Source organism: Streptomyces formicae (assembly GCF_002556545.1).
Taxonomy (GTDB): Bacteria; Actinomycetota; Actinomycetes; order Streptomycetales; family Streptomycetaceae; genus Streptomyces; species Streptomyces formicae_A.
Genome location: NZ_CP022685.1, coordinates 1,484,185 through 1,510,267, shown reverse-complemented (window position 1 = coordinate 1,510,267; position 26,083 = coordinate 1,484,185). Strand labels below are relative to the sequence as shown.

The window sequence follows — 26,083 nt, the reverse complement described above, 5'->3', positions numbered from 1 at the left end:
GCAACGGCTAAGTCCCCGAGCGCAGCGTGGCGATCACTGGTTGTGCGCGTGTCGGCGATATCGAGGGATGGCTCTGCATGTCGAACGAGGAGAAGCTCCGCGACTATCTCAAGCGGGTGACGACGGACCTCCACCAGACCCGGCAGCGTCTGCGGGAGGCCGAGGAGCGGGAGCACGAGCCGATCGCCATCGTCGCCGCGGGCTGCCGCTACCCCGGCGGGGTCGACTCGCCCGACGAGCTGTGGCGGATGGTCGCCGACGGCGTCGACGCCATCGGCGAGTTCCCCGCCAACCGGGGCTGGGACGTCGAGGGGCTCTACGACCCCGACCCGGAGGCCCCCGGCACGACCTCGTCGCGGCACGGCGGATTCCTCTACGACGCCGACGAGTTCGACGCGGACTTCTTCGAGATCAGCCCCCGCGAGGCACTCGCCATGGACCCGCAGCAGCGGATCCTCCTCGAAGTCGCCTGGGAGACCCTGGAGCGCGCGGGCATCGACCCCGCGACGCTGCGCGGCAGCGACGGCGGCGTGTTCGTCGGCGCCATCGCCCAGGACTACGCCCCGCCGATGCCCGAGGTGCCCGCCGAGGTCGAGGGCTACCTCGGCGCGGGCCTGATCACCAGCGTCGCCTCCGGGCGGATCGCCTACACGCTCGGCCTCGAAGGCCCCGCCGTCACCGTCGACACCGCCTGCTCGTCCTCCCTGGTCGCCCTGCACCTCGCCGTGCAGGCGCTGCGCAAGGGCGAGTGCTCCCTGGCGCTCGCGGGCGGCGTGACCGTGATGGCGGCGCCCCGCCTCTTCGTGGAGTTCAGCCGCCAGCGCGGCCTGTCGCCCGACGGCCGCTGCCGCGCCTTCGCGGGCGGCGCCGACGGCACCGGATTCGCCGAGGGCGCGGGCCTGCTCCTCGTCGAGCGGCTCTCCGACGCGCGCCGCAACGGACACCCCGTGCTCGCCGTGATCAAGGGCAGCGCCGTCAACCAGGACGGCGCGAGCAACGGCCTCACCGCGCCCAACGGCCCCTCCCAGGAGCGGGTCATCAAGCAGGCGCTCGCCGACGCGGGCCTGCGCCCCGAGGACATCGACGCGGTCGAGGGCCACGGCACGGGCACCAAGCTCGGCGACCCCATCGAGGCGCAGGCCCTGATCGCCGCGTACGGCACCCGGCGCCCTGCCGAACAGCCGCTCTGGCTCGGCTCGTTGAAGTCCAACGTCGGCCACACCCAGGCCGCCGCGGGCGTCGGCAGCGTCATCAAGATCGCGATGGCGCTGCGCCACGGCGAGCTGCCGCGCACGCTGCACATCGACGAGCCCACGCCGCACGTCGACTGGAGCGACGGTTCCGTACGGCTCCTGACAAAGTCGCGGAGCTGGCAGGCCGACCCGGAGCGCCCGCGCCGCGCCGCCGTCTCCTCCTTCGGCATCAGCGGCACCAACGCGCATGTGGTGATCGAGGAGGCGCCGACGGCGGAGGCCGCCGACGAGGCGGGTGACACGGAGGCGGGCGGCCCCGCCGCGACCGCCGCTGTCCCCGCCCCCGTCGCCGTCCCCTGGCCGCTCTCCGCCAGGAGCGGGGCGGCCCTCGCCCACCAGGCCCTGCGGCTGCGGGAGTTCGTCGAGCGCGAGCCCGGGCTCGACCCCGCCGCGATCGGCCGGGCGCTGGTGGCCTCGCGCACCGACCTGGAGCACCGCGCGGTCGCCTTCGGGCGCGACCGCGCCGAACTCATCGACGCGCTCAGGGAACTGGCGGCCGGGCGCACCGGATCAGGCGCCGTCACCGGGCACGCCGACGAGGAACCGGGCCGCACCGCCTTCCTGTTCACCGGGCAGGGCAGCCAGCGGCCCGGCGCGGGGCGCGAACTGTACGAGGCATTCCCCGTGTTCGCCGAAGCGCTCGACGAGGTGTGCGAGCACCTCGACGCCCAACTGCCGCGCCCGCTGCGGGAGGTGCTGTTCGCCGACGAAGGCACCGAGGAGGCCGCGCTCCTCGACCGCACCGAGTACACCCAGCCCGCGCTGTTCGCCCTCCAGGTCGCGCTGTTCCGGCTGCTCGACGCGCACGGCGTCGCCCCCGACGCGGTGCTCGGCCACTCCATCGGCGGCATCGCGGCCGCCCATGCCGCGGGCGTCCTCGACCTCGCCGACGCGAGCACGCTGGTCGCCGCGCGCGGCCGCCTCATGCAGGCGGCGCGTACCGGCGGCGCCATGATCGCCGTGCAGGCCACCGAGGAAGAGATCGTCCCGCTGCTCGCGGAACACCCCGGCGCGGGCATCGCCGCCCTCAACGGCCCCGCCTCCACGGTCCTCTCGGGTGACGCCGACGCGGTCGAGGCCCTCGCGGAGCACTTCCGCGCGCTCGGCCGCAAGACCAGCCGCCTCCAGGTCAGCCACGCCTTCCACTCCGCGCACATGGAGCCGGTCCTCGACGAGTTCCGGCGGATCGCGGCGGGCCTGACCTACCGCGACCCGGTGCTCACGGTGATCTCGGACGTCACGGGAGCGCCCGCGACGCCCGGCGAGCTCAGGGACCCCGAGTACTGGGTCCGGCACATCCGCAGGCCCGTCCGCTTCCTCGACGGCGTGCGCGCCCTCGACGCGTCGGGCGTCACCGGGTACGTCGAGGTCGGCCCGGGGCCCGTACTCACCGCGCTCGCCAGGGAGGCCGTCGGCGACCCGGACGCCGCCGCGTTCGTGGCGCCCCTGCGCAAGGGCAGGCCCGAAGCGCCCACGCTGCTCGGCCTGCTCGCCTCGCTGCACGTCCACGGCCACCGCGCCGAGTGGGGCGCCTTCCTGCCCGAGGGCCCCGCCGTCCCGGCCGGGGACCTGCCGACGTACGCCTTCGTACGCGACAGCTTCTGGCTGACCGGCACCGGCAGCGCCAACATCGCGGCCGCCGGGCTCGCCGCACCGGGCCACCCCCTCCTCGGCGCCTCGGTGGACCTCGCCGACAGCGGCCAACTGGTCCTGTCGGGACGGATCTCGCCCACCCGCCTGCCCTGGCTCGCCGACCACGCCGTGGCGGGCACGGTCCTGCTGCCGGGCACCGCCTTCGTCGACCTCGCACTGTCCGCCGCGGAGCGCACCGGACTCGGCGCCGTCGACGACCTCACCATCGAGGCCCCGCTGGCCTTCACCGACCGCGCCGTACAGCTCCAGGTGACCGTCGGCGCCCCCGACGACCAGGGGCGGCGCGGCCTGCTCATCCACGCGAGGCCCGAACCCGACGGATCCGACACGGACCCCGACCCCTGGACCCGGCACGCCACCGGCACCCTCGCCCCCGCCGACGGAGCCGAGCCCGCCGCGAGCGCGACCGTCTGGCCGCCCCGCGACGCCGAACGGCTCGCCCTCGACGAGGCGTACGAACGCCTGGCGGCCCAGGGCTACGCCTACGGACCCGTCTTCCAGGGCCTGCGCGAGCTGTGGCGCGACGCCGACGGCACCCTGCACGCCGAGATCGCGCTGCCCGAAGGCACCGACCCCGCCGGGCACGCCGTCCACCCCGCGCTGCTCGACGCCGCGCTGCACCCGCTCCTCGTCACCGCGCTCGCCGAGGCCGACGCGGCGGGCGGCGTCCTGCCGCTGCGGATCCCCTTCGCCTGGAGCGGCATCACGCTGCACGCCACCGGCGCCACCGCCGTGCGGGTGCGCCTGACCCCCAACGGGGCGCGGGACAGCGGTGGTTCGGACGACGGCGACGGCATCGCGATCGACGTCACCGACCTCACCGGGGCCCCGGTCGCCTCCGTGGCCGCCCTCGCCCTGCGCCCGGTCGCCGCCGACCAGCTCGCCACCTCATCCGCTCCCGGCGCCGACGCCCTGCATCGGCTCGGCTGGACCCCGCTGACCGCCGCGCCCGCCACCGGCGCCGACCCGGCGGGCACCGCCCCGGTCCTCATCGGCGACCACGGCCCCGCCCTCGCGGCCGCGCTCGGCGACCCCGCCGTGCGCACCGGCATCGCCGCACTCGCCGACGACGTGCCCGGCACCGTCTTCTGGACGCACCGCGCCCCCGAGGGCACGGACCCGACGGCGGCGCCGCACGACGCCACCGCCGAACTCCTTGACACGCTCACCGACTGGTTCGCCGACGAGCGGTTCTCCGACGCGCGGCTCGTCGTCGTGACCGAGGGCGCCGCCGCCGTCGTGCCGGGGGAGGCCCCCGGCGACCTGGCCGCGGCGGCCCTCACCGGCTTCGTCCGCTCCGTCCAGGCCGAGCGGCCCGGCCGCGTCACCCTGCTCGACCTCGACCCGGACTTCGCACAGGACCTCACCGCGGACCCGGAGAGCGCGGGCCCCACCCGCGACGCGGTGCGCACCGCCCTCGCGTCCCAGGAACCCCAACTCGCCGTACGCCAGGGCGCCGTGTACACCGCACGGCTCACCAGGGCCGCGTCGTCCGACGCGCTCACGCCGCCCGCGGGCCCCGGCACCTGGCGGCTCGGCACCACCGGCAGCGGCACCCTGGAGAACGTCGCCCTGGTGCCCGCCCCTGACGCCACCGCGCCGCTCGGCGCCGGAGAGGTACGCGTCCAGGTGCACGCCGTGGGCGTCAACTTCCGCGACGTCCTCATCGCACTCGGCAGCTACCCGGGCCGCGCCCCCATCGGCGGCGAAGGCGCGGGCGTCGTCCTGGAGTGCGGCCCCGGCGTCCGGGGCCTCGCCCCCGGCGACCGCGTGATGGGCCTGTTCACGGACGGCGCGGGCCCCGTCGCCCGCACCGACCACCGCACCCTCGTCGCCATCCCCGAAGGCTGGACCTACGCACAGGCCGCCGCGACCTCCATCGTCTTCCTCACCGCGTACTACGGCCTGGTGGACCTCGGCGGCCTGCGCGCGGGACAGTCCGTCCTCGTGCACGCGGCCGCGGGCGGCGTCGGCATGGCCGCCGTACAGATCGCCCGGGGGCTCGGCGCCGAGGTCTACGGCACCGCGAGCGCGGGCAAGTGGGAGACGCTGCGCGGCCAGGGCTTCGACGACGCGCACCTGGCCGGGTCGCGCACCCTGGAGTTCGAGGAACGGCTCCTCCGCGCCACCGGAGGGCGCGGCGTCGACGTCGTACTCGACTCCCTGGCAGGGGAGTTCGTCGACGCCTCGCTGCGCCTGCTGCCCCGCGGCGGCGCCTTCCTCGAAATGGGCAAGGCGGACGTCCGCGACCCCGAGCAGGTGGCGCGCGAGCACCCGGGCGTCGACTACCGGGCCTTCGACCTCGGCGAGGCGGGCCCCGACCGCATCCAGGAGATCCTCGCCGAACTCCGCGCCCGCTTCGAGGACGGATCGCTGACCCCGCTGCCGTACTCCGCCTGGGACGTCCGGCACGCCCGCGAGGCGTTCCGGCGCCTGGGCCAGGGGCGGCACACCGGCAAGGTCGTCCTGACCCTGCCCGCCACGCCCGACCCCGAGGGCACCGTCCTCATCACCGGCGGCACCGGCGCACTCGCCGCCCTCACCGCACGGCACCTCGCGGGCGAACGCGGCATCAAGCACCTGCTCCTCGCCGCGCGGCGCGGCGCCGACGCGCCCCACGCACAGGAGCTCACCGCCGAACTGACCGCGCTGGGCGCCGAAGTGACCTGGGCGGCCTGTGACGTCGCCGACCGGGACGCGCTCGCCGCACTGCTCGCGGGCATCCCCGCGGCCCACCCGCTCACCGCCGTCTTCCACACCGCGGGCGCCATCGACGACGGGCTCGTGGACACGCTCACCCCCGAGCGGATCAGCGGCGTCCTGCGCCCCAAGACGGACGCCGCCCACCACCTGCACGAGCTCACCCGCCACCTGGACCTCGCGGAGTTCGTGCTCTACTCGTCCGTCGCTGGCACCCTCGGCAACCCGGGACAGGCGAGCTACGGCGCGGCCAACGCCTACCTCGACGCCCTGGCGAGGCACCGCCGCGCCCTCGGCCTCGCGGGCACCTCGCTCGCCTGGTCCCTGTGGGACCTGCCCGACGGCATGGCGGGCGGACTCACCCCGGCCGAACGCCGCAGGATCGCCGCGTCGGGCGTCGTCGCCCTCACCGCGGAGCAGGGCGTCGCCGCCCTGGACGCGGCCCTCGGCCACGACCGGGCGGACCTGGTGCCGGTCCGCGTCGACGCGACGGTACTCCGCTCGCTCGCCGACGCCGGTGAACTGCCGCTCGCCCTGAGTGGGTTGGTGCGCGGCCGCCCCCGCAAGGCCGTCGCCCGCGCCGCGACCGGCGCTTCGTCGCTCGCCGAGCGGCTCGGCGCACTCCCCGACGACGAGCGCGACGAGCTGCTCCTGGACCTCGTGCGCACCGAGGTCGCCGCCGTGCTCGGCCGGGGCCGCGACACGCTCGACCCGCGCCGCGCCTTCAAGGAACTCGGCTTCGACTCGCTCGCCGCGGTCGAACTGCGCAACCGCGTGGTCGCCGCCACCGGGCTCAGGCTGCCCGCCACCCTGGTCTTCGACCACCCGTCCCCGGCCGCCCTCGCCGACAAGCTCCGCGACGAACTGCTCGGCAGCGGGCCCGCGGCGGCCCCGCGCGCGGCACGCGCCGCCGCGGGCACGGGAGCGGACGCGGCGGACGACGCCGTGGCCGTCGTGGCGATGGCCTGCCGCTTCCCCGGCGGTGTCACCACCCCCGAGGACCTGTGGCGGATCCTCGCGGGCGGCGTCGACACCATCGGCACCTTCCCCACCGACCGTGGCTGGGACCTGGACGCGCTCTACAACCCCGACCCGGAGGTCTCCGGCACCTCGTACACCCGGCACGGCGGCTTCATCGACGACGTCAGCGGCTTCGACGCCGAGTTCTTCGGCATCAACGCCCGTGAGGCGCTCGCGATGGACCCGCAGCAGCGGCTGCTTCTGGAGACGTCGTGGGAGGCGCTCGAGCGCGCCGGTATTGACCCCGGCACGCTGCACGGCAGTGACACCGGCGTCTTCGCCGGAGTCATCGCGGGCGACTACGTGACCCGGCTCGGGCAGCTCCCGGAGGGCCTTGAGGGCTACCTCTCCAGCGGCAACACCACGAGTGTGGCATCGGGCCGCATCTCGTACTCGCTGGGCTTCGAGGGTCCGGCGGTGACGGTGGACACGGCGTGCTCGTCGTCCCTGGTCGCGCTGCACCTCGCCGCGCAGGCGCTCCGTCAGGGCGAGTGCTCCCTCGCGCTCACCGGCGGTGCCACGATCATGGCCGGAGCGGCCAACTTCGTGGAGTTCAGCCGTCAGCGGGGGCTCGCCCCCGACGGCCGGTGCAAGGCGTTCTCGGCGGACGCGGACGGCACGGGCTGGGGCGAGGGCGTCGGCATGCTCGTCCTGGAACGGCTCTCCGACGCGCGTCGCAACGGCCACCCCGTCCTCGCCGTCCTGCGCGGCTCGGCCATCAACCAGGACGGCGCCAGCAACGGCCTCACGGCACCGAACGGTCCTTCGCAGGAGCGGGTGATCCGTCAGGCCCTCGCGAACGCGGGTCTGACGGGCGCGGATGTGGACGCGGTCGAGGCGCACGGCACGGGCACCAAACTGGGTGACCCGATCGAGGCGCAGGCGCTGCTCGCGACGTACGGCAAGGAGCACACGGCCGAACAGCCGCTGTGGCTCGGCTCGTTGAAGTCCAACATCGGCCACACCCTCGCGGCGGCCGGTGTCGGCGGCGTCATCAAACTCGTGCTCGCCCTGAACCACGAGGAACTGCCGCGCACCCTGCACGCCGCCGAAGCGACCCCACACGTGGACTGGGGCGACGGCGAGGTACGGCTCCTGAACGAGCCCCGGCCGTGGGCCCGGAGCGAGGGGCGGGTCCGCCGTGCGGCCGTGTCGTCGTTCGGCCTCAGCGGCACCAACGCGCATGTGGTCCTCGAGGAGGCCCCGCCCGCGCCGCAGGCACCGGAGATCTCAGGGCCTTCGGTGGTGCCGTGGGTGTTGTCGGCGAAGGGTGTGGAGGGGGTGCGGGCGCAGGCGGCGCGGTTGGCGTCGTATGTGCAGGCGCGTCCGGGGATTGATCTGGCGGGTGTGGGTGCGGCGTTGGTCGGGACGCGTGCCGAGTTCGATCATCGTGCTGTTGTGGTCGGTTCCGATCGGGACCGGTTGCTCGAAGGGCTCGCGGCGGTGGCTGATGGGGCTGAGGCTTCTGGGGTCGTTGCGGGTGGGAAGTCGGTGTTTGTCTTCCCGGGGCAGGGGTCGCAGTGGGTGGGGATGGCGCGGGAGTTGCGTGCTGGTTCGCCGGTGTTCGGTGCGCGGTGGGAGGAGTGCGCGCAGGCTCTGTCGGAGTTTGTGGAGTGGGATTTGTTGGCGGTTGTGGATGATCCGGTCGCGTTGGAGCGGGTGGATGTGGTGCAGCCGGTGTTGTGGGCGGTGATGGTGTCGCTTGCGGCGTTGTGGCGGTCGCACGGAGTTGAGCCGGATGCCGTGGTGGGCCATTCGCAGGGTGAGATCGCCGCTGCGGTCGTGGCTGGTGGGCTGAGCCTCGAAGACGGTGCGCGGGTAGTGGCTTTGCGCAGTCAGGCGATCAGGGCGCTTGCGGGTCTGGGTGGGATGGTGTCGGTGGCGTTGCCTGCTGATGAGGTCCGGTCCCGGATCGGTCGGTGGAGTGCGGATATCGGGGTGGCGGCGGTGAATGGGCCGTCGTCGACGGTGGTGTCGGGTTCGGCGTCCGCGCTGGATGAGCTGATGGAGGCGCTGGCCGACGAAGGAGTGCGGGCGCGTCGGGTGCCGGTGGATTACGCCTCGCATTCGGCGCATGTGGACCGTATTCGTGAGGATGTGCTGCGTCTGCTGGCGCCGATCTCCCCGAAGTCGTCGGATGTCACGTTCTATTCGACGGTGACGGGTGCGCCGTTGGATACGGCAGGTCTGGATGCGGAGTACTGGTTCCGTAATCTGCGCACCACGGTGGAGTTCGAGAAGACCACGCGGGCGTTGCTCGCGGATGGTCACCGGATCTTCGTGGAGTCAAGTCCCCACCCGGTGCTGGCCATTGGCCTCCAGGAAACCTTCGAAGCGGTCGGTGAGACCGGAGCGCATGTGGTCCCGTCGCTGCGTCGCGACGAGGGCGGCCTGGAGCGGTTCCTGACCTCTCTTGGTCAGGCGTACGTTCATGGCGCCGACGTCGACTGGGCGGACACGTTCGCCGGGGTCCGCCCGGTGGAGCTGCCCACCTATCCCTTCCAGCGCAGTCGTTTCTGGCTGGAGTCGTCCGCACCGGTGGGTGATGTGACGGCGGCGGGTCTGAGCGCGGCCGGTCACGCTTTCCTGGGCGCGGCCGTGACGCTGGCCGGTGACGACGGCCTGTTGCTGACTGGTCGTCTTTCGCTGCGTGGTCAGCCGTGGCTGGCCGATCACGCAGTGACCGGCACCGTCCTGCTGCCCGGGACCGCCTTCGTCGACCTCGCCCTCCACGCGGGCGAACAACTCGGCCTCGACGCCGTCGAGGACCTCACCGTCCACGAGCCCCTCGTGGTGCCCGCCGACGGCGGCGTACAGCTCCAGGTCGCCGTGGAGGCGGCCGACGCCACCGGGCGCCGGGCGCTGACCGTGCACGCGAGGACCGAAACGGCGGGCGACGAGCCCGGCGCCTGGCTCCGCCACGCGACCGGAGTCCTTGGCGCCGCGCCGACGGCCGCCCCCGTCCGGCAGGCCGCCTGGCCGCCGCCGGGTGCCGCGCCGGTCGAGCTGGGAGAGGTGTACGAGCGGCTCGCCGCTCTCGGCTACGAGTACGGTCCCGTCTTCCAGGGGCTCCAGCGCCTCTGGCGCGACGGCGACACCCTGTACGCCGAGGTCGCGCTGGCCGAGGACACGGAGCCCGGCGGGCACGCCCTGCACCCGGCGCTCCTGGACGCGGCCCTGCACCCCCTCATCGTCACCGCCCTCGCGGACGCCGACGCGGGCGACGGCACGGTGCCGCTGCGCGTCCCGTTCTCCTGGAGCGCGGTCACCCGGCACGGCGGGAGCACCCCGCGCGCCCTGCGCGTCGAGCTCTCCCGCACGGGCCAGGAGACCGCGAGGCTGACCCTGGCCGACGAGACGGGAGCACCGGTCGGCGAGGTCGGGGCGCTGACCCTGCGCGCCATCGACCCGGCGAGGATCACCGCCCTGGGCGCCGACGCCGTGCCGCTGCGCGTCGTGCGCTGGCAGCCGGTCGAACTCCCCGACGGAACAACGCAGTCGACGTCCGGCATCGTCGCGCTGGGGCACGGGTGGCAGGAGCAGGGCGACCCGGGGAACCTCGTGGACGCCGCGTACCCGGACATCGCGGCCCTCGCCGAGGCCGTCGCGGCAGGGCGTACGGTGCCCGATCTGATCGTGGTGGAGGTCCCGGCCGCGCCGGCCGACGACACCTCCATCGCGGATCGTGCCCGTGCGGAGACGTACCGCCAACTGGCGCTCGTACAAGAGCTCTTGGGTCAGGAGGAGCTCGCCGGGAGCGCGCTCGCCGTGGTCACTCGAGGTGCCGTGCTCGCCCCCGGCGACACCTCCGTCGACCCCGCGGCGGCCGCCGTCCGTGGCCTGCTGCGCACCGTCCGGTCGGAGAACCCCGGCCGCGTACTGCTGCTCGACACCGACGGCACACCCGCGTCGGACCGCGTGCTGCCGCGGGCCCTGGCCGCGCGTGAGCCCGAACTCGCCCTGCGGGAAGGAAAGTCGTACGCGCCCGGCGCCGAACCGGCCGGATCCACCGGAGTGGTGAAGCCGCTCGACCCGGACGGCACGGTGCTCATCACCGGCGGCACCGGCACGCTCGGTGTGCTGCTCGCCCGCCATCTGGTGACCGCGCACGGCATCCGCCACCTGGTGCTCACCGGCCGTCGCGGGCCCGCGGCCGCCGGTGCCGAAGAGATCGTCGCCGAACTCGCCGCGCTGGGCGCCGACGTGACCGTCGCCGCCTGCGACGTCGCGGACCGGGGCGCGGTGGCGGCGCTCCTCGCGGGCATCCCCGCCGCGCACCCGCTCACCGCGGTGGTGCACAGCGCCGCCGTCCTGGACGACGGCATCGTGCAGGCCCTGGACACCGAGAGGTTCGAGACGGTGTGGCGGCCGAAGGTCGACGGCGCGCTCCACCTGCACGAGCTCACGCGGGACACGGACCTCGCGGCGTTCGTCCTGTTCTCCTCGCTGGCCGGTGCCGTCGGCAACGCGGGCCAGGCCAACTACGCGGCGGCCAACGTCCTCCTGGACGCCCTGGCCCAGCACCGCCACACCCTCGGCCTGCCCGCGACCTCCCTGGCCTGGGGCCTGTGGGGCGAGCAGGAGGGCGGCGCGGGCCTCGCCACCTCCCTGGACGGCGCGAGCCTCGCCCGCGCCGGACGCGGCGGGCTGCTGCCGCTCGACGGCGACAGCGGCCTGGCCCTGTTCGACGCGGCGCTCGCGGCCGGTGAACCCGCCGTGCTCGCCGCCCGGTTCGACCCGGCGGGGCTGCGCGCCCAGGCGGCCTCGGGCACCCTGGCGCCCGTCCTGCGCGGCATCGTCAGGGCATCGGCCAGGCGCGCCCCCGCGCCCGGCGGCACCGGCGCCTCCCTGTCCGAGCGGCTCGCGGGGCTCGACGCCGAAGCGGGCAGGAACGCCGTGCTCGACCTGGTCCGTACGACCGTGGCCGCCGTCCTCGGTCACGGGGAGCCGGGCCGCGTCGAACCGGAGCGGCCCTTCAAGGAAGTCGGCTTCGACTCGCTCACCGCGGTCGAACTGCGCAACAGGCTGAACGCGGCCACCGGCCTCCAGCTCCCCGCCACCCTCGTCTTCGACCACCCCAACCCCGGGGCGGTCGTGGACTTCCTGCTGGCATCGGCGGCACCCGCCGAGGAGCACGCGACCGATCCCGTACTCGCCGAACTCGACCGCCTGGAAGCCGCGTTCGCGGCCGCGGGACCCGACCACGCGGCGGACGACGCGGCCTACCGCAAGACGGTCGGCATCCGGCTGCGGCAGCTCCTCGACGAGTGGTCCGTGCCGGTGCGGGACAACGGCGGCACGGACCACGACAACGACCACGAAGACGTCGCCTCCCGCATCCGCGGGGCCGCGGCCTCGGAGATCTTCGACTTCATCGACTCGGAACTCGGCGGACTCCCGCAGTGAGGGTGAGAGGTTTCATGACCACCAGCAAGAAGTCGCAGGACGCCCACGCCATCGCGATCGTCGGCGTGGCGTGCCGTCTGCCCGGCTCACCCGACCCCGACGCCTTCTGGCAGCTCCTGCGCGACGGCGAGCACGCCCTGCGCGACGTGCCCGCCGACCGCTGGAACGCCGCCGATTTCTACGACGCCGACCCCACGGCCCCCGGCACCACGCATGCCCACCAGGCCGGATTCCTCGACCGGGTCGACGGCTTCGACGCCCGCTTCTTCGGCATCGCGCCGCGCGAGGCCGCCGCCATGGACCCGCAGCAGCGCCTCGTGCTCGAACTCGCCTGGGAGGCCCTGGAGAACGCGGGCATCGTCCCCGGTGACCTGCGCGGCACCCGCACCGGCGTCTTCGCGGGGGCGATGCTCGACGACTACGCGACGCTGCTGCACCGGGCGGGTGCCGCCGCCATCGGCCCGTTCACCTCGACGGGCCTGCACCGCGGCATCATCGCCAACCGCGTCTCCTACCAGCTGGGCCTGCGCGGCCCGAGCCTGGTCGTCGACACCGGCCAGTCCTCGGCGCTCGTCGCCGTCCACCAGGCGTGCGAGAGCCTGCGCAAGGGCGAGTCCGCGCTCGCCGTCGCGGGCGGCGTCAACCTCATCCTGGCGCCGGAGAGCAGCGTCTCCGTCACCAAGTTCGGCGGACTCTCGCCCGACAGCCGCTGCTACACCTTCGACGCGCGCGCCAACGGCTACGTACGCGGCGAGGGCGGCGGGATCGTCGTCCTCAAGCGGCTCGCGGACGCCGAGGCCGACGGCGACGACATCCTCTCCGTCATCCTCGGCGGCGCCGTCAACAACGACGGCGGTGGCCGCGGCCTCACCGTCCCCGACCGGGGCGCACAGGAAGCCGTCATCCGGCTCGCCCACGAACACGCGGGCGTGACCCCGGCCGAGGTCGGCTACGTGGAGCTGCACGGCACCGGCACCAAGGCGGGCGACCCCGTCGAGGCGGCCGCGCTCGGCGCCGTCTTCGCCCCCACGCGCACGCCGGACAACCCGCTGCTCGTCGGCTCCGCCAAGACCAACGTCGGCCACCTGGAGGGCGCCGCGGGCATCGTCGCCCTCATCAAGGCGGCGCTCGCGGTGGGACACCGGGAGATCCCTCGGGCCCTCAACTTCGCCACGCCCCACCCCGACATCCCGCTCGACGCGTACCGCCTGCGGGTGCAGACCGAGCACACGCCCTGGCCGAGCCCCGATGAGCGGCTGATCGCCGGAGTCTCCTCGTTCGGCATGGGCGGCACGAACTGCCACGTCGTCGTCGCCGAGGCGCCGGGGCGGACGACGTCGCCCACCCGGGACGCCGGGCAGCCGCTCCGTCCCTCGGCGCCGTGGGTGCTCTCCGCGCGCACCGACCGCGCGCTGCGCGACCAGGCGGCGCGGCTGCGGGACTTCACCGAGGCCCGCCCCGAACTCGACCCCGCCGACGTCGCCCTGTCGCTCGCCACCTCCCGCACCGCCTTCGACCGGCGCGCGGTGGTGCTCGGCAAGGACCGGGCCGGACTCCTGGAGGGTCTGGCCGCGCTCGCCCGCGGCGAGAGCACGCGGGACGTGGTGCGCGGCACGTCCACCACGGAAGGACGCACCGCCTTCCTCTTCACCGGGCAGGGCAGCCAGCGTCCGGGCATGGGGCGTGAGTTGTACGAGGCGTTCCCGGTGTTCGCGGCCGCCTTCGACGAGGTGTGCGCGGCGTTCGACCCGCTGCTCGGGCGGTCGTTGCGCGAGCTGGTCTTCGCGGCGGAGGGGAGCGCGGAGGAGGAACTGCTGCACCGTACCGCCTTCACGCAGCCTGCCCTGTTCGCCGTCGAGGTCGCGCTGCACCGCCTGGTGGAGTCCTTCGGCGTCACGCCCGACCTGCTCATCGGCCACTCCGTCGGTGAACTCGCCGCGGCCCACGTGGCCGGGGTGTTCTCGCTGGAGGACGCGGCGGTCCTCGTCGTCGCGCGCGGGCGGCTGATGGACAGGGCGCCCGAGGGCGGCGCGATGATCGCCCTCGCCGCGCCCGAGTCCGACGTACTGCCCGAACTGGAGCGCCACCAAGGCCGGGTGAACCTGGCGGCGGTCAACGGCCCCCGGGCCGTCGTCATCTCCGGTGACGCGGACGCGGTGCGTGAGGTGGCGGCGGGGTTTGCCGGGCGTGGTGCGAAGACGAAGGAGTTGCGGGTCAGTCACGCGTTCCATTCGCCGCACATGGACGGCGTGGTGGAGGAGTTCCGTCGGGTGGCGGAGACGGTGACGTATCACGAGCCGTCGATTCCGGTCGTCTCGAATGTGAGCGGACGGGTCGCGGCAGAGGGCGAGTTGACGTCGGCGGGGTACTGGGCAGGCCACATCCGTGCCGGTGTTCGTTTCCACGATGGTGTGCGGGCGCTGCGCGAGCGGTCGGTGACCACCTTCCTGGAGCTTGGCCCCGATCCCGTCCTCACCGCCATGGTCCAGGACACCGTGGCGGACCTGGACTCCGGCGAGCCCGCCGTCGTCGCCGCGCTGCTCAACCGCCGCTACGACGAGGTCCGCACGGCCCTGCGCGCCCTCGCGGCGGCGTACGCGGGCGGCACCGACGTCGACTGGAGCCCCCTGCACGGCACGGGCCGCGACCGACGCGTGCCGCTGCCCACGTATCCGTTCCAGCGCAAGCGCCACTGGATCGACGCGCCCGCCGCCGTACCGGCTGCCACGGCGCACCCCACGGCGGACGCCGCCGAGGATGTCGACGACCTCGACGACCTCGACGACACCGGCCTGGCGGCACGCCTGCGCGGGCTCTCCGCCCGGCGGCGCGAGGAACACGTGCTCGGCCTGGTCCTGCGGCACACCGGCGACATCCTCGGCTACGGCACCGACGAGGCCATCGAGCCGACGCTCTCCTTCAAGGAGATCGGCCACAACTCCCTGACCTCCGTGGAGCTCAGGGACCTGCTCGTCGCCGATACCGGCCTCGCGCTGCCCGCGTCCGCCGTCTACGACCACCCGACCCCGCTGGTCCTCGCCCGCCACATCGTCCGCGAACTGCTGCCGCAGGACGGCAACGTCACCGAGCAGCAGGGCCCGGTGCGGCGCGCGGCCGCCGACGAACCCCTCGCCGTCGTCGCCATGGGCTGCCGCTTCCCCGGCGGCGTGGAGACGCCCGAGGACCTCTGGCGGATCGTCGCCGACGGTGTCGACGCCATCGGCGGACTGCCCACCGACCGGGGCTGGGACGTCGAGGGCCTCTACGACCCCGAGCGCGGCCGCAGCGGCAAGATCTACACGCGCGACGGCGGATTCCTGCGCGACGTGGCCGGTTTCGACGCCGAGTTCTTCGGCATCAGCCCGCGCGAGGCCGCTGCGATGGATCCGCAGCAGCGGCTGCTTCTGGAGACGTCGTGGGAGGCGCTTGAGCGCGCCGGTATCGACCCCGGCACGCTGCACGGCAGTGACACCGGCGTCTTCGTCGGCGCCACCGCCCAGGACTACGGCCCCCGGCTGCACGAACCCGCCGACGGCTACGAGGGCTATCTGCTCACCGGCAGCACCACGAGTGTGGCGTCGGGCCGCATCTCGTACTCGCTGGGCTTCGAGGGTCCGGCGGTGACGGTGGACACGGCGTGCTCGTCGTCCCTCGTGGCGCTGCACCTTGCGGCGCAGGCGCTGCGACAGGGCGAGTGCTCCCTCGCGCTCGCAGGCGGCGCGACCGTCATGGCGACCCCCGGCATGTTCGTGGAGTTCAGCCGCCAGCAGGGCCTTTCGCCCGACGGCCGGTGCAAGGCGTTCTCGGCGGACGCGGACGGCACGGGCTGGGGCGAGGGCGTCGGCATGCTCGTCCTGGAGCGGCTCTCCGACGCGCGTCGCAACGGCCACCCGGTGCTCGCGGTGCTGCGCGGCTCGGCCGTGAACCAGGACGGCGCGAGCAATGGTCTGGCCGCGCCGAACGGTCCTTCGCAGGAGCGGGTGATCCGTCAGGCTCTCGCGAACGCGGGTCTGACGGGCGCGGATGTGGACGTGGTCGAGGCGCACGGCACGGGCACCAAGCTGGGTGACCCGATCGAGGCGCAGGCGCTGCTCGCGACATACGGCAAGGAACACACGGCCGAACAGCCGCTGTGGCTCGGCTCGTTGAAGTCCAACATCGGCCACGCTCAGCAGGCGGCGGGCGTCGGCGGCGTCATCAAAATGGTCCTGGCCCTCCAGGCCGGAATCCTGCCGCGCACCTTGCACGCCGACGAGCCCTCGCCGCACGTGGACTGGTCGGCGGGCGCGGTGTCGCTGCTCGCGCAGGAGCGGTCCTGGCCCGAGGTGGACCGGCCGCGCAGGGCCGCCGTCTCCTCGTTCGGCATCAGCGGCACCAACGCGCACGTCATCCTCGAACAGGGCGATGCGCGGCCGGAAGAGTCTGCGCTGTCAGGGCCTTCGGTGGTGCCGTGGGTGTTGTCGGCGAAGGGTGTGGAGGGGGTGAGGGCGCAGGCGGCGCGGTTGGCGTCGTATGTGCAGGCGCGTCCGGGGATTGATCTGGCGGGTGTGGGTGCGGCGTTGGTCGGTACGCGTGCCGAGTTTGATCATCGTGCTGTTGTGGTCGGTTCCGGTCGGGACCGGTTGCTCGAAGGGCTCGCGGCGGTGGCTGATGGGGCTGAGGCTGCTGGGGTCGTTGCGGGTGGGAAGTCGGTGTTTGTCTTTCCGGGGCAGGGGTCGCAGTGGGTGGGGATGGCGCGGGAGTTGCGTGCTGGTTCGCCGGTGTTCGGTGCGCGGTGGGAGGAGTGCGCGCAGGCGCTTTCGCCGTTTGTGGAGTGGGATTTGTTGGCGGTTGTGGATGATCCGGTCGCGTTGGAGCGGGTGGATGTGGTGCAGCCGGTGTTGTGGGCGGTGATGGTGTCGCTTGCGGCGTTGTGGCGGTCGTATGGGGTTGAGCCGGATGCGGTGGTGGGTCATTCGCAGGGTGAGATCGCTGCTGCGGTCGTGGCCGGTGGGCTGAGTCTTGAGGATGGCGCCCGTGTGGTGGCGTTGCGGAGTCAGGCGATCAGGGCGTTGGCGGGTCTGGGTGGGATGGTGTCGGTGGCGTTGCCTGCTGATGAGGTCCGGTCCCGGATCGGTCGGTGGAGTGCGGATATCGGGGTGGCGGCGGTGAATGGGCCGTCGTCGACGGTGGTGTCGGGTTCGGCGTCTGCGCTGGATGAGCTGATGGAGGCGCTGGCCGACGAAGGAGTGCGGGCGCGTCGGGTGCCGGTGGATTACGCCTCGCATTCGGCGCATGTGGATCGTATTCGTGAGGATGTGCTGCGTCTGCTGGCGCCGATCTCCCCGAAGTCGTCGGACGTCGTCTTCTATTCGACGGTGACGGGTGAGTCGTTGGATACGGCAGGTCTGGATGCGGAGTACTGGTTCCGTAATCTGCGCACCACGGTGGAGTTCGAGAAGACCACCCGGGCGTTGCTCGCGGACGGTCATCGCATCTTTGTGGAGTCAAGTCCCCATCCGGTGTTGGCCATTGGCCTCCAGGAAACCTTCGAAGCGGTCGGTGAGACCGGCGCGTATGTAGTCCCGTCGCTGCGTCGCGACGACGGCGGCCTGGAGCGGTTCCTGACCTCTCTCGGTCAGGCGTACGTCCATGGCGCGGGCGTCGACTGGACGGACCTGTTCCCGTCCGTGCGCCCGGTGGACCTGCCGACGTACGCCTTCCAGCGCACTCGCTATTGGCTGGAGTCGTCCGCACCGGTGGGTGATGTGACGGCGGCGGGTCTGAGCGCCGCCGGTCATGCCTTCCTGGGCGCGGCCGTGACGCTGGCCGGTGACGACGGTCTGTTGCTGACTGGTCGTCTTTCGCTGCGCGGTCAGCCGTGGCTTGTGGATCACGCTGTGACCGGCACGGTGCTGCTGCCCGGGACCGCCTTCGTCGACCTCGCCCTCCACGCGGGCGAACAACTCGGCTGCGAGGAACTGGCCGAACTCACCCTGGAGGCACCGCTCCTGCTCGGTTCCCCCGGTTCCGGCGACACGGTCCAGCTCCAGGTGGGCGTGGACGCCGCGGATGCCGCGGGCCGCCGCACCGTGAGCGTGTACGCACGAGCGGACGCGGAGGGCGACGACGAGACCGGCCCGTGGACCCGCCACGCCACCGGCATCCTCGCGCCCGCCGCAGACGGGGCCGCCGATGCCGCGCCGGACGACCTGCGGGCCTGGCCCCCGTCCGACGCTCGTGCCCTGGACGTCGACGCGCTGTACGCCCGGCTCGCGGAGCGCGGGTACGACTACGGTCCGGTCTTCCAGGGCGTACGCGCCGCCTGGCACACCCCGGACGCGACCTACGCCGAAGTGCTGCTCACCGACGAACAGCAGGCGTCCGCAGCAGAGTTCGGGCTGCATCCCGCCCTCCTCGACGCCGCCCTGCACGCGGGGCTGCTCCCGGCCGGTGACGGTTCCGAGGGCGAGGCCGACGGCGACGAGGTGCCGCGGCTGCCCTTCGTCTGGTCGGGCGTGCGTCTGTACGCGACCGGTGCGACGGTGCTCCGCGTGCGTCTCGCCCCGGTGGGCCCGCACACGCTCCGCGTCGACGCGGCCGACGCCGAGGGGCGTCCCGTCGCCTCGGTGGCCTCGCTGGCGCTGCGTCCCGTCCCCGGCGGAGCGCTCGCCCCTGCGGTGAGCGCGGCGACCGACTCCCTTTACAAGATGGAGTGGACCCCGGCTCCCGCGCCCGAGCCGAAGGGGGCCTCGCCTCTCTGGTCGGTGCTCGGCGGCGACGACTCCCTCACCGCCGACCTGACGGCAGCCGTGCGTAGCGAACACGCCACCGCCTCCGTCCATCCCGACGCCGCCGCGCTGCGCGCCGCCGTCGAGGCGGGAGCCCCCGTACCCGACGTCGTCCTGCTGGCCGTCGACCGCCCCGCCGAAGGGGCCGAAGGACCCGCCGCCGTGCGGGCGGTCACGCACCGGGTGCTGGCCGAGCTCCAGGATTGGGCGGGCGCGGACACCTTGTCCGACACGCGCCTGGTACTCGTGACACGGGGCGCCGCGAACGTGCGCCCGGAAGTCGATGCCTCCGCCCCGGCCGTAGCCGCTGCATGGGGCTTCGCCAGAAGCGTGCGTGCCGAGCAGCCCGGCAGGATCACCCTCGCCGACCTCGACGCGCACGAGGCGTCCCCTGCCGCCCTGCTCGCGCACCTCGCCGCCGACACGGAGCCCGAACTCGCCCTGCGGGACGGCACGGCGCACCTTCCCAGGCTCGTACGGGCACAGCCGCCCGCGAGCCCGGCGGAAGCGGCCGGGAGCGAGACCACCGCACAGGCGCTGTCCGACGGCACCGTCCTGATCACCGGCGCGTCCGGCACCCTCGGCACCCTCGTCGCCCGGCACCTCGTGACCGGCCACGGCGTCACCCGGCTCCTCCTCGCGAGCAGGCGCGGTGCCGACGCGCCGGGCGCGGCCGATCTGACGGCCGAGCTCACCGCGCTGGGCGCCGATGTGGAGGTCGTCGCCTGCGACGTCGCGGACCGGGACGCGGTGGCGGCGCTCCTCGCGGGCATCCCCGCCGCGCACCCCCTCACCGCCGTGTTCCACACGGCGGGCACCCTCGACGACAGCACGCTCGGGGGGCTCACGCCCGAGCGGTTCGACGCCGTGCTGCGCCCGAAGGCCGACGCGGCCTGGCACCTCCACGAGCTCACCCGCGACCTGGGCGCGGACCTCGCGGCCTTCGTGCTCTTCTCCTCGGTCACGGCGACCCTCGGCAACGCGGGACAGGCCAACTACACGGCCGCGAACGGCTTCCTGGACGCCCTCGCCGCGCACCGCCGCGCCCAGGGGCTGCCCGCGACCTCCCTCGCCTGGGGGCTCTGGGGCCAGGCCACCGGCATGACGGGCCACCTGGACGCGGCCGACATCGCGCGGATGTCGCGCGGCGGTGTCGCGCCGATGACGTCGGAGCAGGGCCTCGCCCTGCTCGACGCGGCGCTCGCCGCCGACGATGCCGTCCTCGTACCGGCGAAGCTGGACCAGCGTGCGCTGCGCGCGCAGGCCGCCTCCGGGCTGCTGCCCGCCGTGCTCCGCGGGCTCGTCAGGGCTCCCGCGCGCCGCGCGGCGGCGGCCGTCGCCGCGACGGGCGGCGCCTCTTGGACGGAGCGCATCGCCGCGCTCCCGGCGACTGACCGGGACCTCGCGCTGCGGGACCTGGTCCGTACGCAGGTCGCCACTGTCCTCGGACACGCCGACGCCGGAGCCGTCGAAGGGGCGCGCAGCTTCAAGGACGCGGGCTTCGACTCGCTGATCTCCGTGGAGCTGCGCAACCGCCTCAACGCGGCCACCGGCCTCCAGCTCCCCGCCACCCTCGTCTTCGACCACCCGACGCCCGACGCCGTGGTGGCCCATCTCGCGGGGCGCGTGTCCGGCGGCACTGCCGTCGTTCCGGCCGCCGTGCCGCGACCGGGGCCGGGGGCGCCCCTGGACGACGACCCGATCGCGATCATCGCCATGAGCTGCCGCTACCCCGGCGGCGTCGGCTCGCCCGAGGACCTGTGGCGCGTGGTGGCCGAAGGCGTCGACGCCGTGGGGGAGTTCCCCGAGGGGCGCGGCTGGGACGCGGAGCGGCTCTACCACCCCGACCCGGACCGCGAAGGCACCACGTACGCGAAGGAGGGCGGCTTCCTCCACGACGCCGACGGCTTCGACGCGGAGTTCTTCGGCATCAGCCCGCGTGAGGCGCTCGCCATGGACCCGCAGCAGCGGCTGCTCCTGGAGACGTCGTGGGAGGCCGTCGAGCGGGCCGGGATCGATCCGCACAGCCTGCGCGGCAGCAGCACCGGCGTGTTCGCCGGTGTGATGTACGACGACTACGGCTCGCGGCTGCACACCGCCCCCGAAGGGTTCGAGGGCTACCTGAACAACGGCAGCCGGGGCAGTGTCGCCACCGGCCGGGTCTCCTACACCTTCGGCTTCGAGGGCCCGGCGGTGACGGTGGACACGGCGTGCTCGTCGTCCCTCGTGGCGCTGCACCTTGCCGCGCAGGCCCTGCGCCAGGGCGAGTGCTCGCTCGCCCTCGCGGGCGGTGTCACCGTCATGGCGACGCCGAGCGTCTTCATCGAATTCAGCAGGCAGCGCGGCATGGCCCCCGACGGCCGCTGCAAGTCCTTCTCCGCCGACGCGGACGGCGCGGGCTGGTCGGAGGGCGTCGGCATGCTCCTGGTGGAGCGGCTCTCCGACGCGCGCCGCAACGGCCACCCCGTCCTCGCGGTCCTGCGCGGCTCGGCCGTCAACCAGGACGGCGCGAGCAACGGTCTGACCGCGCCGAACGGACCTTCGCAGGAGCGGGTCATCCGGCAGGCCCTGCACAGCGCGGGCCTGACCGCGTCCGAGGTCGACGCGGTCGAGGCGCACGGCACGGGCACCCGCCTCGGCGACCCCATCGAGGCACAGGCGCTGCTCGCCACGTACGGCCAGGAGCACACGGCCGAACAGCCGCTGTGGCTCGGCTCGTTGAAGTCCAACATCGGTCACACCCAGGCCGCGGCGGGCGTCGGCGGCGTCATCAAGATGGTGACGGCCCTGCGCGCGGGCGTCCTGCCGCGCACGCTGTACGTCGAGGAGCCGTCTCCGCACGTCGACTGGTCCACCGGCGCCGTGTCGCTGCTCGCGGAGGAGCAGGTCTGGCCCGAGCTCGACAGGCCGCGCAGGGCCGCCGTCTCCTCGTTCGGCATCAGCGGCACCAACGCCCACGTCATCCTCGAACAGGCCGCCGACTCGGAGGCGGACACCGAGCGGTCCGGCGAGGAGGAGCCGTCCCCGGCGCCGGTCGCCTGGGCCCTGTCCGCGCGTTCCCCCGAGGCGCTGCGCGACCAGGCGGCACGGCTGCACGCGCACCTGGCGTCCGACTCCGACGGCACGTTCCGGCCGCGCGAGATCGCCCGCACCCTCACGACGGGCCGCACCGCCTTCGACCGGCGCGCGGTGGTGCTCGGCGAGGACCGGGCCGAACTCCTGGAGGGCCTGGCCGCGCTCGCCCGCGGCGAGAACACGGCGAACGTGGTGCGCGGCACGAGTGCGGACAGCGGCCGCACGGCTCTGATGTTCACCGGCCAGGGGAGCCAACGCCCTGGCATGGGGCGTGAGTTGTACGAGGCGTTCCCGGTGTTCGCGGCCGCCTTCGACGAGGTGTGCGCGGTCCTCGACCCGCTGATCGGCAGGTCGCTGCGCGAGCTGGTCTTCGCGGCGGAGGGGAGTGCGGAGGAGGAACTGCTGCACCGTACCGCCTTCACACAGCCCGCCCTGTTCGCCGTCGAGGCATCCCTGTACCGGCTCGTGGAGTCCTTCGGGGTCCGCCCGGACGCCGTGATCGGCCACTCGGTCGGCGAGCTGACGGCCGCGTACGTCGCCGGGGTGTTCTCGCTCGCGGACGCGGCGGCCCTGGTCGCCGCGCGCGGTCTGCTGATGGACAGCGCCCAGGAGGGCGGTGTCATGGTCGCCGTCCGGGCCCCCGAGCCCGATGTGCTGCCCGAACTGGCCGCGTTCGAGGGCCTCGTCAGCATCGCCGCCGTCAACGGACCCGAGTCCACCGTGATCTCCGGTGACGCGGACGCGGTGCGTGAGGTGGCGGCGGGGTTTGCCGGGCGTGGTGTGAAGACGAAGGAGTTGCGGGTCAGTCACGCGTTCCATTCGCCGCACATGGACGGTGTGGTGGAGGAGTTCCGTCGGGTGGCGGAGACGGTGACGTATCGCGAGCCGTCGATCCCGGTCATCTCGAATGTGAGCGGACGGGTCGCGGTGGCGGGGGAGTTGACGTCGGCGGGGTACTGGGCGGGTCACATCCGTGCCGCTGTCCGCTTCCACGATGGTGTGCGGGCGCTGCGCGAGCAGTCGGTGACCACCTTCCTGGAGTTGGGTCCCGATCCCGTCCTCACCGCCATGGTCCGCGGCAGCCTCGGTGACGACGCCGACGGCGGCGCCCCGGTGGTGGCCGCGGCCGCGCTGCGCGCCGGGCACGCCGAGGCGCGGACGCTGCCTGCCGCGCTGGCCGCCGCGTACGCGCACGGCACGAGCGTCGACTGGAGCGCGCTGCACGGCACCGGCCACGACAGCCGAGAGCCGCTGCCCACCTACCCCTTCCAGCACAAGCGCTACTGGCTCGACGCGCCCGCCGCCGCGGCCGACGCCATCGGCGCGGGACAGGACGCCGTCGACCATCCGCTGCTCGGCGCCGAGGTCGAACTGGCCGGAGGGCAAGAGCTGTTGCTCACCGGACGGCTCTCCCGCACCGCCCAGCCGTGGCTCGCCGACCACGTGGTGGCGGGGAGCGTGCTGCTGCCGGGCGCGGCCTTCGCCGACCTCGCGGTGCGCGCGGGCGACCGGGTCGGCTGCGAACGGGTCGAGGAACTCGCCCTGCACGCACCGCTGGTGCTCCCCGAGAACGGTGGGCTGCGGCTCCAGATCGGGGTGCGGGAACCCGACACCGAGGGCCGCAGGCCCTTCGCCGTGCACAGCAGGGCCGAAGCCGAAGGAGACACCTCGGGAGCCACCGCGTGGACCCGGCACGCGTCCGGGCTGCTCGCGGCCCGCACGCCCGAACCGGTGCTGCCCTGGGACGAACTCGCCACCGCCTGGCCGCCGTCCGGCGCCACGGCCGTCGACACCGACGCACTCGACGAGCGGCTCACCGGCGCCGGGCTCGACTTCGGCCCCGCCTTCCAGGGGCTGCGCGCCGCCTGGCAGCGGGACGAGGTGCGCTACGCGGAGGTACGGCTGCCCGAGGCGGCCGAGCGGAGCGCCACGGGCACGGACGCGTACGGCATCCACCCCGCGCTGCTCGACAGCGCGCTGCGGCTGCTCGCGCCCGCGGCGGACGGCGAAGGCGTCCGGCTGCCGTTCTCCTTCGGCGGCGTGACGCTGTACGCGACCGGCACCACCGCGGCACGCGTGCGCATCGCCCCCGCCGAGGGGTCCGACACGTACAGCCTCCAGATCGCCGACCAGGAAGGACGGCCCGTCGCCCTCGTCGAGGAGATCGCCCTGCGCCCGCTGGACGCCGGGCAGGTGCGCGCCGCGCGGCAGAACGCGTCGGGCGGCGGACTCTACAGGGTCGACTGGACCGTGCTCGCCGAGAGCGCGGATCCGGCGGGACTCCCGGAACGGGGCCAGTGGGTGGCGCTCGGCACGACGGCACCGGCGTACGGCGCGGCAACCGCCCACGCCGACCTCGCCGCGCTGCGCGAGGCACTCGCCGCGGGGGGCCCGTCGCCGGACGTCCTGCTGGTCGACGCCGCCACGCCCGACGGCCAGGAGGAGCAGCAGGCCCCGGACGCCGTGCGGGAGGCCACCCGCCACGTCCTCGGCCTCGTCCAGGGCTGGCTGGCCACCGAGGCCCTCGACGGCAGCCGCTTGGTGGTCCTCACCCGGCGCGGCGCCGCCGTGTTCCCCGGTGAGACACCGGGCCTCGCGGCCTCCGCCGTGCACGGTCTGCTCGCCGCCGCGCAGGCCGAACACCCCGGCCGGATCGTCCTGGTGGACCTCGACGGCCACCCGGACTCCGACCGCGTCGTCGCCGCCGCGGTGGCATCCGGCGAACCGCGCACGGCCGTACGCCAGGGCATCGTCCACGCGGCCAGGCTCATCGGCGCCGAGCCCGCCGCGGAGGAGACCGGGGCGGACTCCGTACCCGCCTCCTTCGGGCCGGAGGGCACCGTCCTGGTCACCGGCGCCACCGGACTGCTCGGCGGCCTCGTCGCCGAGCACCTGGTGAGCGAACACGGCGTCAGGAACCTGCTGCTCACCAGCCGTGGCGGCCCCGACGCCGCCGGAGCGGCCGAGCTCGTCGCGGGTCTTGAGGCGGCGGGCGCCCGTGTCACCCTGCGGGCCTGCGACGTCGCCGACCGGGCCGCGCTCGCCGGACTCCTCGCCACCGTGCCCGCCGACCGGCCGCTGACGGCGGTCGCGCACATCGCGGGCGTCCTGGACGACGGCGTGCTCACCGGGCTCACCCCCGAACGGCTCGACGCGGTCCTGCGGCCCAAGGTGGACGCGGCCTGGCACCTGCACGAACTCACCAGGGACCTCGACCTGTCGGCGTTCCTGCTGTTCTCCTCGGTCGCCGCCACGGTGGGCACCGCGGGACAGGCCAACTACGCCGCGGCCAACGCCTTCCTCGACGGGCTCGCCGCTCACCGGCACGCCGACGGCCTGCCGGGTCTCTCCCTCGGGTGGGGCCTGTGGGACGAGAGCGGCGGCATGACCGGCGACCTCCAGGAGGCCGACCGCGCCAGGCTCGCCCGCTCCGGCATCGCCCCGATGAGCGCACCCGAGGGCCTCGCGCTCCTCGACGCGGCGCTCGTCGCGGGTCGGCCCGTCCTCGTACCGGCCAAGCTGGACCTCGCCGCGCTGCGGACCGAGGCGGCCGACGGGCGGCTGCGGCCGCTCCTGAGGACCCTGGTGCGCGTCCCCGCGCGCCGGGCCGTGGCAGCGGCGGGCGGGGCGGGCGCGGCGGACGGTGGTCAGCGGTCCCTCGCCGACCGGCTCGCCGCACTGCCCGCCGACGAACGCGAGCGGACGCTCCTCACGCTCGTACGCGAAGAGGTCGCGGGCGTCCTCGGCCACGCCGACGTACGCACCGTCGATCCCCAGCAGGGACTGCAGGACATGGGGCTCGACTCGCTGACCGCCGTGGAACTGCGCAACCGCCTCGGCGTGGCGACCGGCCTCCGGCTGCCGACCACCCTCGTCTTCGACTATCCGACGGCCGCGGGGCTCGCCGCCCACCTGGGCGAACGCCTGCTGCCCGACGAGCAGGGGCCCGCGGTGACGGTCGCGGCCGAGATCGACCGCCTCGCGGCGGCGCTCGCCGCGGGACCGAGCGGTCCCGAGGAGCACGCCGAGGTCGGCGCCCGCCTCGCGGAGCTGCTGCGGAGCTGGCAGAGCGGCGGGGCGGCCGATGACGACCTGTCGTCGGCCACCGACGACGAGCTGTTCGACGCGCTCGACGAGGAGCTGGGGATGTCGGCGCTGGACTGACCGCCCGCGCCCGGCAGTTGAGAGAGCCGCCTTCCAGGACCG

2 protein-coding genes are annotated in these 26,083 nt (G+C 74.3%); both read left to right on the top strand.

Translation table 11 applies throughout. From position 1 onward, the window contains the following. The first annotated feature begins 26 nt into the window (after window positions 1–26). Entirely contained in the window at window positions 27–12,032 is a 12,006-nt protein-coding gene (locus KY5_RS06045) for an SDR family NAD(P)-dependent oxidoreductase (protein ID WP_418952745.1), read from the top strand. A 14-nt stretch (window positions 12,033–12,046) separates the two neighbouring features. Beyond that, a complete protein-coding gene (locus KY5_RS06040) occupies window positions 12,047–26,041 on the top strand; it encodes a type I polyketide synthase (protein ID WP_098241231.1) in 13,995 nt (4,664 codons plus the stop codon). The last annotated feature ends 42 nt before the right edge of the window (window positions 26,042–26,083 follow it).